Raw genomic sequence first — 12,414 nt, 5'->3', positions numbered from 1 at the left:
TAAGACATGCAAGACACCGCTATCCACGCAACCGAACAAGAGGTTGAGGGCAAACACACCGACGATGTATGCAAGCACATTAGCGACGGCTGCTACGACATTGACGGTAAGCAGGTCGACCTGCCTGTGCTGGTTAACGACGCCGCTATGTTGATGAACATCTATACCGTAGACAGCCAAAAAGCGCAGGCATTGATAGCAGATACCGGTTTCAAAGTGGTGGAGCTCTGGCCTGGCAAAGCACTCATGCAGCTTCTTGCCGTGGATTATCGGGAAAACGATCTGGGGGACTACAACGAGGCGGCCATTGTCTTCCCGGTGCTAACGCCAGGAGAGTCGCAGCCACTGCCGGTTTTCGGCGCAATGTGGCGCGTTATGCGCGGCAAACTCGCCAACTACGTCTACAGAATGCCGGTAAACCAAGGCTTTACCACCCATGCCGGGCGCTATATTTGGGGCTTTCCCAAATGGGTTACCGATGTTGATGTGCACTTCAATGAGCACGAGGCACGCGCGCGCTTTAACGACGACGATCAACTGGTCTTCGAAATCAGTGCAAAAGCCGGTGGAAAGAGCAAAGCGCCGGCACAAGAAGCGCCATCGCTAGCCGTGCGCAACGGCAAAGCCTGGAAGACCGTGGGCATTACCGAAGGCGAAGGCCTGCGATTCAGCATGGGGGGAAACCCGCCTAGAATTGGCGAGGAGCACTCATTGGCGAAGACTTTGCGCGCGCTGGGCTTACCGAAAAAACCGCTGTGTAGTGTGTCGATGGCACGCGCCAAACTTCGCTTTGAGGGCCCTGAGGCAGTGGCGATCGGCCAGCCTTTCAGCCGCTAATCTGCTGGGGCGCTGACACAGCGCCCAACAGACCACTTTGGGCAATGCCGTCAAATAGAAACTGCATTGCCAAGGCACACAACAAAACCCCAAACACACGGCTCACCATGTGCATACCGGTGACGCCAAGCAGTGTTTGCAAACGGCTCGCCAGCAATAGCGCCGCCAGCGTCACCAGTAACACCAATAGTAGCGCGAGCGCCACCGCCCCCTGCTGGAGATAATCTCCCTCGGCGTGGGCCATTAGCAGAATCACCGCGCCAATTGCTCCAGGTCCGGCAATTAATGGTGTTGCCAGGGGGAACACGGCAATATCTGCCTTCGCTTCCGCCTCTTTCCGCTCTTCTCGCGTTGTTGTGGTGGCGCCGCTGCCATTTGCCGCCACCATATCAATACCAATCAGCAGCAATAGCACACCACCGGCAGCCCGCAGCGCGGCAAGAGATATGCCGAGAATACTCAGAATCCACTCACCGAGCAGCGCGAAAAGAAACAAAATGACCGAGGCCACTAACACGCCTCGCATGGCCGTCAGGCGGCGTTCTTTCGCATCCAGGTCCCCAGAGAAAATGGCGAACATCGCCGCGACATCAATGGGGCCGATTGTTGCGAAAAAGGTGGTAAACGCAACACTGAATGCTTCCAACACACCACTAGGCACGAGTGATCGCTCGCTTGGCGCCGCTCACCGCATCGCGAATCAATGCGGGGCCGCGGTAGATAAACCCGGTATACACTTGCAGCAGGGACGCACCCGCCGCCACTTTTTCGGCCGCCGACGCATCGTCACTAATACCGCCTACCCCGATGATGGGCAGACGTCCGGCCAACTCGTCGCTTAATATTCTCACCACCGCGGTGGATGCCTCACGCACGGGTGCGCCGCTCAAACCACCCGCCTCATCACCGTGGGGCAGCCCAGCCACACGCTCACGGGCGATCGTGGTGTTTGTGGCGATCACCGCGTCGATGCCCGCTTCAACAAACGCCTTGGCAACATCTCGAACATCACCCTCAGCCATATCCGGTGCGATCTTCACCGCGATCGGCACATAGCGACCGTGCTCTGCTGCCAGCTCAGCTTGCGCACTCTTTAGCGCCTTCAACAGCTCGCGCAGGGGTTCACCAAATTGAAGGTCTCGCAGCCCGGGTGTATTCGGGGACGACAAGTTCACCGTTACATAACTGGCCAATGGATAGACTTTGCGCAGGCAATGCAAATAGTCATCTACCGCTTGCTCGGCAGGCGTATCTTTGTTCTTCCCAATATTAATACCGAGCACACCGTCATAACGGCTGGCCTCGACGGCGTTAACCAGCGCATCGACACCGTCGTTATTAAAGCCCATACGATTGATAATGGCCTGGGCGGCGGGCAAACGAAATAACCTCGGCAAGGGGTTACCGGGCTGGGCACGCGGGGTGACCGTACCCACTTCAATAAAACCAAAGCCCAGTGCCGCCAGTGCGTCGATATGGCGAGCATTTTTATCGAGACCCGCCGCAAGGCCAACCGGGTTGGGGAAGCGAATACCCATAACCTCAACAGGACACGACTCCGGCTTAGCGCTCAGCACCGCGGTAAGACCCAGGCGGTGGGCAAGGTCTAACGACTTTAGGGAAAAATTGTGGGCAGTCTCCGCTGACAGGCGGAACAACAGGGGGCGAATCAACGAATACATGTGGGGGCCCTTATAAAATTTGGCGCCAGCATAGCGAAATGCGGCGCCGGGAAAAAGCCCGAGCCTCGATCACGCCGAGGTATGCAGACCACACTCGCGGTTTTCCGCGACCTTGGTGGGGTCAAAATAATGCTTGCAGCTGGGCAGCTGGTGCTCGGCCATATAGGCCTGAACGTCGTCTTCTGTCCAATAAAAAATTGGCGCCACTTTCAAGATGCCCCGCCCGTCCCAGGACAAAACGTCCAAACTTTGACGAAACGCCGTCTCTTCTTTTCGAATTCCGGTGAGCCAAATTTTCGGCTTAATCTCTTCGAAAGCACGATTAAACGGTTCAAGCTTCACCTGTCGCGTAAATTCGCGATGTAGCTCGGGATTATCGTCCGGGTGTGGAATGCCCCCCATCAAGGCGTTGCGGCGCTCTGCCGTCATTTCAGGGATATACACCTTCAAGTTGGGCTTTAGCAGCTTGATCAATTTTTCCGCCACGCGATAGGTGTCCGGCACGTTGTAGCCACTGTCGGCCCACACAATCGGCATGCTCGGATCCACATCGGTGATCAGCTTCAGCATCACAGCGGCATTCGGCGAGAAGCTCGTAGACGACATCGCCGGCTGCCCCAGCGATACCGCCCAGCGGATAATCTCTTCCGCGGGCCGGTCGCGCAGCTCTGCATTCAATGTGTCTATATCAATGTCCATGATCGTCTTCACTGCCAATATTACGGTTGGCAACTTTACCACATGATTGCAGAAAAACAATAAAAAGCTATAAAAATCAGTCAGTTATAACAAATGAGAATATTGTTATAACAAAATCAATTTTTATAGCGTACTAGTCTTTCAGGCTTTTAGACACAACCTCATAGACATCGCTGCTCAGTTCCGGCTCCGCCAGAATACGCTCCAGCTGGCCCCTCATACGTTGTTGTACCTCAGGCGTATATTTCCGCCACTTGCTCAGTGGCCCCAATAACCGCGAGGCGATCTGTGGGTTACGTTGATTGAGCTCGATGACTCTGTCGGCGAGAAAGGCATAGCCTGCGCCGTCTTCGCTGTGGAAATTCACCGCATTTTGACCACAGAACGCCCCCACCAATGCCCGCACTTTATTGGGATTGGCGGCATCGTAGGCGGGGTGTGACATCAATTCGACTACCCGCTCAAGGGTGCCGGGCAGGCGGCACATCGCCTGTACCTGGAACCACTGATTAATCACCAAGGGCTCGTGCTGCCAGTCTTGATAAAAGCGCTGCAAGGCGTCTGACTTGTAGGGCATATCGCTGTTTACAATCGCATTTAATGCCGCACTTCGGTCGGTCATATTACGACTGGTTTCAAATTGCTCGCGCGCCATTTCTGGCCCATGCGAGGTATACATCAAATAGGACAGCGCCGCATTTTTCAGGCTTCGACGAGCAATTTGCTCAGCACTTGGTCGATAGGCCTCATCACTTGCACAACGGCGATAGGCCGCCTGCAGCGGTTCAACAAGCGCGGTAGCAATACCCTTGCGCAAGGCTTCACGGGCCTGGTGGATAGCATGCACATCGACCGGCGAAATCAACTCTGCCAAGTACGCTTCCGAGGGCAACTGCAACATCAGCGCTACCATTGCGGGGTCGAGCTGTGCGTCCTCTAAAAGTTGCTGGCAGGCATCCAGATAATCTTGCGCAACCTCAGCGGCCTCTCCAGCAGCTTGCGCCGCAAGGGCATTGCGAATTTCCGCCAACCCGAGCTGCTGGCTGGCGTCCCAACGACAAAAACCATCGCTGTCGCTCTGCATGATACGCAACAGGTCAGCACGCTGATAATTCATGCTTAACTTCACTGGCGCCGAGAAACCGCGCAATAAACTGGCAACCGGCGACTCGATGACATTCTCAAAGACAAACTGCTGTTTGGCCTCGGTAACATCGAGCACCATCTCAGTGTTGTCCGCCGTCTCAGTATCTTGTGGCTGCCCCTTAAGCTGCAGTGGAAGCTGCCCTGCTTCGCCGAGTAAGGCCACTTTAAGAGGGATATGAAAAGGCGCCTTTTCCGCCTGCCCGGGCGTGGCAGGGCAGGACTGCGTAACGCTGAGCGTGTAGCGTTGGGCCTGCGCATCATAGTCGCCCTGCACTGAAAGCTGGGGAGTACCCGCCTGAGAATACCAAAGGCGGAATTGGCTTAGGTCCACGCCACTGGCATCTTCCATTGCCTTAACAAAGTCTTCGCAGGTAACCGCCTGGCCGTCGTGGCGCGCAAAATACAAATCACTACCTGCGCGGAAGCGCTCAGGTCCCAGCAAGGTATGAATCATGCGAACGACTTCGGCACCCTTCTCGTAGACGGTGACCGTGTAGAAATTGGAGATTTCAATAAAGGAGTCGGGGCGCACGGGGTGGGCCATCGGGCCCGCATCCTCGGCAAACTGGGCGGTACGCAGCAGCGTAACGTCTTCGACGCGTTTTACGGTCGGCGATCCCATGTCAGCGGAAAATTCTGCATCCCGGAAAACGGTGAAGCCTTCCTTCAAACTAAGCTGAAACCAATCCCGGCACGTCACGCGATTCCCAGACCAATTGTGGAAATACTCGTGGGCAACAACCCCTTCCACACGCTGAAAGCCTGCGTCGGTCGTCGTTTCCGGCTTTGCCAACACGCAGGAAGTGTTGAAGATATTCAGGCTCTTGTTTTCCATCGCGCCCATATTGAAGTCATCGACGGCGACGATATTAAACAGCTCGAGATCGTACTCCCGGCCATAGACCTCCTCGTCCCAACGCATCGCATTTTTCAGCGACTGCATGGCGTGATCGCACTTATCGAGGTCTTTCTCTTCTACATAAATGTGCAGGGCAACATCACGACCACTCATGGTGGTGAAACTGTCGCTGATACGCAACAGCTTTCCAGCCACCAGGGCAAACAAATAGGCGGGTTTCGGAAACGGGTCGTGCCACACACTGCGGTGAAGGCCGTTGTCGAGTGTTTCGGTAGCGGTGCAGTTGCCGTTGGACAGCAGCACGGGGTAGGCATCCGCGTCAGCAATAATTTCTACATCGAACACCGACATCACATCGGGTCGATCCAGATAATAGGTAATTTTGCGAAAGCCCTCTGCCTCGCACTGTGTGCAAAACATACCGCTGGATTTATACAGCCCCTCCAGCGAGGTATTTTTTTGGGGGTATATTCGCGTTTTGCACTCCAGCTCAAAGGCCTCGGGCACACGATGGATACAAAGCAGCTCGCCCTGTTGCTCCCAGTCGCCCTCGGGTAAAACGTCCCCATTAATCGCCAGTGACAATAACTCCAGCTCAGCACCGTGCAACTCCAGGCTCTGCGAAGCCGTCTCCGCGGCGGGGTTGCGCCGCATTGTCAGGCGCGATGTTACCTCGGTAGAGCGCTCACCCAAGTGAAAACTGAGGGACGTTTTGTCGATCAGATAGTCGGGAACGCGATAGTCTTTCAGGTAAATCGTACTGGGCTGCGCGTCGCGCATACTGCTCTCCTCAAAGGCGGATGATCTACAGAGCCGGACTGCTCAACTCCAGCTGGTAACCGCCGTATTTACGAATATTAATCACACCGGTATCAAAGATCAGATACTGACCTTTAATTCCCATTAGGGTGCCTTCTGCAAGGGGGACTTTGTCGAGATTAAATGACTTCACCTTGGTGGGATATTCCACCACGGGATAGCGAATATGCTGAACGTCCGCATCATCGATGGTTTGGATAGCCTGCAGACCGAAGCGCTTCTGCAATGCGTCGATCTCGTCGCTACAGACTTCCGCGAGCTGGTCGCGGCGCGCGTACAGATCCTGTTCAGGAGGGGTGCCCTTGAGCATCGCCTGCCAGCTGGTTTTATCGGCCACATGCGCCTTGTAAGCGCTTTCGACCAGGCCGGACTGCAATCGATTGCTCACCCGAAAAATCGGCAGCGCCGCCACTGCACCTTGATCGATCCAGCGCGTCGGTAGCTGAGTACCACGGGTGATTCCCACCTTCACCCCCGACGAATTCGCCAAGTACACAATGTGGTCGATCATGCAGTGCGCTTCGCCCCACTCAGGCTCTCGGCAACTGCCTTCAAAATAGTGGCACTTTTCGGGGCTGACAATACAGCTGTCGCACTGCGCCAGGCGCTGAAAACAGGGATAGCAGTACCCCTGGCTGAAACTTTTCTTGGACAAGCGGCCGCAGTGCACACAGTGAATTTGCTGTTGGTAGGCCAGCGTCAAACGACTGCCAATAAGCGGATTCATTGGCACCGACTGCTGCCCCAGCGTCAGCGTGTACTGGGCTTCGTTATCTTCCAGAGCGGTACGCATTTTCGATGCGGCCCCGGCTACATTCGATAAAGCCATCAGGAGTCGGCCCACTTTATCGGCTTTTCAGCGCCATTATCGCCGTGTCCGTCGCAGCTATCCCCCTCGGATTTACTGCCTTTATCAATGTACCCCACCCGCTGCTCTTCGGGCTTGCGGCGGTGGTCGTAGGCGATAACCGCATCCATACAATGCGCTCGCTGCTCGTCGGTTAACACGCGGCCATCCGGCCATTTGCCAATTTCCAGCGCGCGCTTAAGCGAGGCATAAATTGCCGGATCCAAGTTATCGATGAGTTTTTCAAAATCCATAGCGCCCTCCACAGGCCGCTCGTGAAAGACGAGAATTATAACAGAGTGAGTAGTGCTGGCTTATACGCTTTTGCGACGCAAAAACGATGCGCCAATGCCGAGCAATACGCCCATAATCAGGCCGGAAAGGTGAGCAGTGTTGGCGATTTCCCCCAGCCCGAGCAGGCGGGTAAAGCCTGCCATACACACCACAAGCCACACCAGCATGACCACGGCAACGCCCTTTACCAGTGGCAGTGACTCAGCTGGCCGCAGTCGATTCCAAACAATGATATAGCCAAGCAAGCCGTAGATAACGCCCGACATACCGCCAAATAGCGACACCGACATCATCGCCTGCGCCATGTTTGAAGCCGCTGCAATAAGTATCACTATCGCCAGCAGCGTCACACTGCCCTGCCGCTGCTCAATCATCCCGCCCAATTCCCATAGCCACAGGCCATTAAAGGCAATATGCAGCAGGCCGAAATGAAGAAACATCGGGGTTAACAGCCGCCACCACTGCCCAACTGGCCAGTCGGCGACAATCTTACCCGCGCCGAGATCCAAGGGGTAAAAGCTCAGCGAAGACACCGCACGAAAGCTGCTATCCACAACCGGTAACAGCGCCCCAAGAATACTGAGTAACAACAACACCGCCACCGCAGGCCGCTGGCGAAGTGAGCGCGACTGCACTGGCTGAGGCGCTGCCACTGAGTGGCGAGTAATGTGCAGCTCGCCACTGCGCAACTTTTGGTAGAGCTCTGCCACAACGGCAACCTGCTCCTCATCACCGACGCGAAGAATTTGACTCCCTCCCTCTTCAGCAATGTGGTGAGCAACGCCCTGTTGCCACAGCAAAGCAGAAAAGTCGGCTAAATTCTCATCGAGAGGAAGGCGTAGCGCGATATAGTACTCAGTCATCGTCATCCCCGGCAGGCAGATGCGCCCCCCAGCCCAATTTATCGCGACAACTGGCATAAAAGCTGTGATCAAGGGGATGGATGAGCTTCATACGGTGCGGCTTTTTACGCACCGTAATCACATCGCCCGGCTGACTGGTCATGCGCAACTGGCCGTCGCACGTCACCGGTGGCTGCGCGGTGTTGCAGTCGCACACCACCATGCTTATTTCGCTTTTACCATCAATGACGATAGGGCGACTGCTCAGGGTGTGCGGGAACATTGGCACGATGACGATAGCATCCAAACGCGGGTGCATAATGGGGCCACCGGCAGACAGCGAGTACGCGGTAGACCCCGTGGGTGTTGAGATAATTAAACCATCGGAGCGCTGGCGGTAGACAAACTCGCCGTCGACAAATAGCTCGAACTCCATCATATGGCCGCTGGTGCCCGAGTTGAGCACCACATCGTTGAGGGCGTCGCCTTTACCTACGCGCTCACCACCGCGCATCAGTTCCACGTCCAACAGGAAGCGCTTTTCCAGGCGGTAATGGCCATCCAATACCGCGCCAACTTGGCTCTCTATTTCATCGGGTGAAATGTCGGTGAGAAACCCCAAGCGGCCGCGGTTCACGCCAAGCACCGGGGCATTGTGTCGCGCCAAGGTCCGCGCGGCGCCCAACAAGCTACCGTCGCCGCCCACCACAATGATCAAGTCGCAAATTTCACCGATCATCCGGCGACTGCAAACCCGGAGGCCATGACCAGACATTAAACCGGCGATTTGCTCGTCAAGTACGGCGCTGAGCTCTCTCTGCTGGAGATAGTCCAACAGGCGTTTAAGCGTGACGGCGACACCGTTGCCTTCTCGGCCGATGACCCCTATATTGCGGAACTGTTCCATAATTACTGCTGCCATGCGCGGGGCCGCCATTATAACCAGCCCACGTGAATACAATGCAAACCTTGTGTGCGTCTGAGCAAACCAGGATACCGATCTATCAAACCATTAGACCTACAGCACTTCGTCTCGCCCTATACTCGCGCCCTGGCATGGGCTTGTTTTTCAGCGCCGCTGGTCAACATCGGCGACCACCCAGCGCTTGCGATCACCCCCGAGCGAATGGCATGGCTGCAGTCGCTGGACAACGACGACCAACCACTGCGAAAACACCTACAAGAGCGCTGCAAAAGCCCACGCTTAGGGCTGGTCTTCGAGTCCTTGTGGCACTTTTTTCTCGAACAGGATCGCAGCACCGAACTGATCGCTCACAACTTACCCGTCCGAAATGCCCGCGGCAGAACCCTGGGCGAGTTCGATATCCTCTATCACGACCACACCCTGCAGCAGAGCTTCCACCTGGAGCTGGCGGTTAAGTTCTTTCTCGCCACGCGCCCGGGTGACATTCCGCTATCGGCGTGGCTGGGGCCCAATAGCGCAGATCGCCTCGACCGCAAGCTCGAGAGACTGCAAACACACCAGCTACCGCTAGCTAACAGCCCGGAGGGGGCGTTAGCCATGTCAAATGTCGGTATCGAGCACTGCAAAGCGCAACTGAGGGTGGCTGGCGTCCTGTTTTATCCACAAGGGAAACGCGCAACAAGCGCCTGTCTCAATAACGACCACCCCAAGGGAACGTGGTTTTCGGTTCAGCAATTCACCACGCAGAAAACCGAAAAAGAGCAGGCAACATGGCGCCTATTAGAAAAGCCTCACTGGCTATCGGCAGACTACCAGCAAACCCAGGGCATCGAGAAAGCGCTCGCGCTGGCGACCAAGCGCCCGCAAATGTTGATAAATCAAAAGTTAGAGCGCTGCTTCGTTGTCCCCGAGCATTGGCCGCTAATCCCCAACACAGATTGATTAAAGAGTGCTGGGTGGCCACTTCTCCCCTGCAAGCCCCCCGAGTGAATAACCAGCACCCGGGACTCCCCCGCTAACTCACCGCGCTTATGCATCGCGTCGACGGCAAAGCAAAGCTTTGCGGTATAAACCGGATCAAGGGGCACGCGCTGCTGTGCTTCAAAGCGCAGAATAAACTCGCTCAGCTCATCACTGACACGACCAAAGCCCTTACCCGCAAAACGATGGTCCAGATGCCAGTTTTTTCGCGGCGAACCTAAGTCGTCAAGTATTTGCGCAATATCGCGCGCCATAAAAGCCTCGGCCTTGAGAACGGGTATACCCAATATACGTGTCGAGCCCGCAACCGCCGACGCCAATCCCGCAAGCGTTGCGCCCGTTCCACAGGCCGTAACAATCAATGAATAGTCAGCACCACAGTCTGGCAGCAGCGCCGCGATATCCGCGCAACCCGATGCGCCGAGCGCATTGGCACCGCCCTCAGGAATAAAATACGGACGATCAAAGCCGCGCAGGAGACTGGCGATATATTCAGGATCATGCCGTCGACGGTAGTCACTGCGGCTCAGATGAACCAGGCGCATACCCCAGCACCGAAGGTCTGCCATGCAGGGCGTCACTTGAGCCTCATCCGCGCGAATGAATGCCGCCGTCGGCCAGCGATTGTGGTGCCCCCATGCCGCCAGGGCATGCAAATGATTGGAATACGCGCCACCCAGGCTCACCAAACACCGCGCACCCTGCTTTCGGGCTACGGCAATATTTTCGCGCAGCTTGAACCACTTATTCCCAGGGGCCAGCGCATCAAAGCGATCCAGACGCAGCATATCCACTTTGGGAGAGTGATAAGCATCAAGCGGTTGAATAAGGGGCTCAGCCACCGCGATGATCTTTGCAGCGGTCGCTCTCCCCTTCGCGGAATAACTTGGGGCGCATTACTTTAATCAGCGGTTGCCCACAGTATTCGCCGGCGGGATTTTGGTGGCGACAAATCGGCAGCCGGTAATGCTGCAACCAACGCTGATAGCGCTCCACACTCACCTCGCAGCGGTGGGCGGCAAATGACTGCGGGTCGCGCAAATACGATGGCATTTCTTCTCGGTCGATCACCAGGTGCTCAATACCCGGGTGATAGGCAACAAACACAACGCCTTTCTCAGCCATATCTTGCAGCATTTTGCTGTCGTCATTGAGCAACAGCTCTCGATTCTGCTCTCGCAATCGGCTCAGCTCACTGCGCAGCTCCACAATCTCCGTGGAGCGCTGATAGAGCTCATTTTCACGGCGATTCAAGCGCTCTTCAAATTCCACCGCCTGCTGCTGCAGTTTAAGCTTTAGTTCCTTCTCATAGCTCTTGCGCAATTTTTCTAATTCTTCGGAATAAGCACCCTGGCTGCCTGCCGACTCCAGTAAACCTTCATATTCGGTTTTTTGCTCATCGAGCAGCTGTTGCTGCTTATTTAGGCTGGCCTCAAGTTGACGCCGCTGCGCCACCTCGCCCGCTAGCATCTCTTTTAACGCCGCAAGCTCGTCATTTTTTTCCGCTAGTTGGCGACTGAACTCCTCTTCAGCGGTCTCAAAACGTGACTGATGCTTTTGCTGCACTGTTGCCAGGCGCAACTGCTCCGCGCTCTTTAAGGCCTTGAGTCGCTCCCGATAGCGACGATGGAAGATGGGGGTAGCCGAGTCCGCCGCCACGGAAACCGACGGCTCCGCATCCCCCCCCTGCGGGGGTACATGACGGCGAAAAAAATCCGATACCGTTGTTTGCTCGGGCCCGGTGTTCAGGACATCGCTGACAATACCCAAGCGGTTGCGCTGCACCGCGGCGACCAGAGCCGAAAAGGTCTGGTGCCCTTCCATTACTGGATCCCAGAGTTGATTGCGATACCAAGACACCGGGCAAGCGCTGTGACAAGCAACTTTCGTTACACCCCCACCCAGGTCGGGGCCGAAACTGGCATGATCAAGTAAGTGGCGAAGCGGGATGTTCCAATTTCCGGTGATACGGCCGCGCTTGTCAAAGCTGATGACAAAAAAAACCGCTCCGGTAATTTTCATTTCTGTGTTGATTTGTACGAACACCGCCTGCAATTGCTGGCCGGCAAAATCCGGCACACCGACAACGTCGTCCAGCACCGCTTCGAACTCGGCGAAGAACATCTCCTTAACAACCTCGCCGTCGCGAATAAACATAATGGCTTCGGTAAGTGCCGACACAGAACTCTCCACAACAAATCTTCACTAGCAGTAATATAGCGCTAAATCGGCGACACAAAGGGCACACGACATAGAATTGTGACACAACAGATTGCGGAGTTTACAACTTGAAAAAGAAGATAGGTATAGAAGAAAGGAGGTCTTTTACATGGCGCTAAAGAGAGGCTTTAGCGTGTTAAAGTTGGCGGACCGGACGGGACTCGAACCCGCGACCTCCGGCGTGACAGGCCGGCATTCTAACCAACTGAACTACCGGTCCGCATACTTTAAACAACCTCGATTTGGTGGGTGATGACGGGATC

General features: G+C 55.6%; 12 protein-coding genes and 1 tRNA gene. 2 read left to right on the top strand and 11 right to left on the bottom strand.

The genetic code is table 11. The annotated features are described in order from the left end of the window. The first annotated feature begins 6 nt into the window (after nt 1-6). Nucleotides 7-837: an acetoacetate decarboxylase family protein gene (locus B3K78_RS06925; protein ID WP_286694858.1), complete on the top strand. Its 831-nt coding sequence runs from the start codon at nt 7-9 to the stop codon at nt 835-837. Here the strand turns inward: B3K78_RS06925 and B3K78_RS06920 are convergent. The 8 genes from B3K78_RS06920 to B3K78_RS06885 all read right to left on the bottom strand — a co-directional run bounded on the left by B3K78_RS06920 (nt 827) and on the right by B3K78_RS06885 (nt 8,932). Beyond that, entirely contained in the window at nt 827-1,498 is a 672-nt protein-coding gene (locus tag B3K78_RS06920; RefSeq protein WP_286694857.1) for a MarC family protein, read from the bottom strand. The two genes, B3K78_RS06925 and B3K78_RS06920, sit on opposite strands and share 11 nt — an antisense overlap. After that, nucleotides 1,491-2,519 (bottom strand): quinone-dependent dihydroorotate dehydrogenase, encoded by a 1,029-nt coding sequence (locus B3K78_RS06915; RefSeq protein WP_286694856.1) that lies wholly within the window; start codon nt 2,517-2,519, stop codon nt 1,491-1,493. The genes B3K78_RS06920 and B3K78_RS06915 overlap by 8 nt, the downstream gene beginning before the upstream one ends. 69 nt (nt 2,520-2,588) lie before the next feature. Beyond that, nucleotides 2,589-3,218, bottom strand: a complete 630-nt coding sequence (locus B3K78_RS06910; protein ID WP_286694855.1) for a phosphoadenosine phosphosulfate reductase domain-containing protein — start codon at nt 3,216-3,218, stop codon at nt 2,589-2,591. A 133-nt stretch (nt 3,219-3,351) separates the two neighbouring features. Beyond that, the gene (gene pepN, locus B3K78_RS06905; RefSeq protein WP_286694854.1) at nt 3,352-6,003 is read right to left on the bottom strand and encodes an aminopeptidase N; all 2,652 of its coding nucleotides are present in this window, start codon (nt 6,001-6,003) and stop codon (nt 3,352-3,354) included. Between the two features lie 25 nt (nt 6,004-6,028). Then, the gene (locus B3K78_RS06900; protein WP_286694853.1) at nt 6,029-6,835 is read right to left on the bottom strand and encodes a DUF2797 domain-containing protein; all 807 of its coding nucleotides are present in this window, start codon (nt 6,833-6,835) and stop codon (nt 6,029-6,031) included. 35 nt (nt 6,836-6,870) lie between these two features. Next, the gene (locus B3K78_RS06895) at nt 6,871-7,143 is read right to left on the bottom strand and encodes a YeaC family protein (RefSeq protein ID WP_027872841.1); all 273 of its coding nucleotides are present in this window, start codon (nt 7,141-7,143) and stop codon (nt 6,871-6,873) included. A 60-nt stretch (nt 7,144-7,203) separates the two neighbouring features. Then, nucleotides 7,204-8,046, bottom strand: coding sequence for a rhomboid family intramembrane serine protease (locus B3K78_RS06890; RefSeq protein WP_204997011.1), 843 nt, complete (start codon nt 8,044-8,046; stop codon nt 7,204-7,206). Beyond that, nucleotides 8,039-8,932: an NAD(+) kinase gene (locus B3K78_RS06885; RefSeq protein ID WP_027872843.1), complete on the bottom strand. Its 894-nt coding sequence runs from the start codon at nt 8,930-8,932 to the stop codon at nt 8,039-8,041. Before B3K78_RS06885 ends, B3K78_RS06890 begins: the two co-directional genes overlap by 8 nt. 66 nt (nt 8,933-8,998) lie before the next feature. Between B3K78_RS06885 and B3K78_RS06880 the strand changes: the two genes are divergently transcribed. Then, complete coding sequence (locus tag B3K78_RS06880) at nt 8,999-9,892, top strand: DUF1853 family protein (RefSeq protein WP_286694852.1); 894 nt, start codon at nt 8,999-9,001, stop codon at nt 9,890-9,892. Here B3K78_RS06880 and B3K78_RS06875 read toward each other — a convergent pair. The 3 genes from B3K78_RS06875 to B3K78_RS06865 all read right to left on the bottom strand — a co-directional run bounded on the left by B3K78_RS06875 (nt 9,829) and on the right by B3K78_RS06865 (nt 12,371). After that, entirely contained in the window at nt 9,829-10,773 is a 945-nt protein-coding gene (locus tag B3K78_RS06875) for a 1-aminocyclopropane-1-carboxylate deaminase/D-cysteine desulfhydrase (RefSeq protein WP_286694851.1), read from the bottom strand. The genes B3K78_RS06880 and B3K78_RS06875 overlap by 64 nt on opposite strands. Further along, a complete protein-coding gene (locus tag B3K78_RS06870) occupies nt 10,766-12,112 on the bottom strand; it encodes a hypothetical protein (RefSeq protein ID WP_204997008.1) in 1,347 nt (448 codons plus the stop codon). Before B3K78_RS06870 ends, B3K78_RS06875 begins: the two co-directional genes overlap by 8 nt. 182 nt (nt 12,113-12,294) lie before the next feature. Beyond that, nucleotides 12,295-12,371 (bottom strand) — tRNA-Asp (locus B3K78_RS06865). Between the last annotated feature and the right edge of the window lie 43 nt (nt 12,372-12,414).

The organism is Spongiibacter sp. UBA1325 (assembly GCF_002306875.1).
GTDB classification, from domain to species: Bacteria; Pseudomonadota; Gammaproteobacteria; order Pseudomonadales; family Spongiibacteraceae; genus Spongiibacter; species Spongiibacter marinus.
The sequence above is the reverse complement of the archived record's forward strand: the minus strand, read 5'-3'. Positions and strand labels throughout refer to the sequence as shown.

Coding starts and splice junctions, on each gene's coding strand:
- B3K78_RS06925 (WP_286694858.1), top strand. CDS start 7: ATGCAAGACACCGCTATCCACGCAACCGAACAAGAGGTTGAGGGCAAA.
- B3K78_RS06915 (WP_286694856.1), bottom strand. CDS start 2,519: ATGTATTCGTTGATTCGCCCCCTGTTGTTCCGCCTGTCAGCGGAGACT.
- B3K78_RS06910 (WP_286694855.1), bottom strand. CDS start 3,218: ATGGACATTGATATAGACACATTGAATGCAGAGCTGCGCGACCGGCCC.
- pepN (WP_286694854.1), bottom strand. CDS start 6,003: ATGCGCGACGCGCAGCCCAGTACGATTTACCTGAAAGACTATCGCGTT.
- B3K78_RS06900 (WP_286694853.1), bottom strand. CDS start 6,835: ATGCGTACCGCTCTGGAAGATAACGAAGCCCAGTACACGCTGACGCTG.
- B3K78_RS06895 (WP_027872841.1), bottom strand. CDS start 7,143: ATGGATTTTGAAAAACTCATCGATAACTTGGATCCGGCAATTTATGCC.
- B3K78_RS06890 (WP_204997011.1), bottom strand. CDS start 8,046: ATGACTGAGTACTATATCGCGCTACGCCTTCCTCTCGATGAGAATTTA.
- B3K78_RS06885 (WP_027872843.1), bottom strand. CDS start 8,932: ATGGAACAGTTCCGCAATATAGGGGTCATCGGCCGAGAAGGCAACGGT.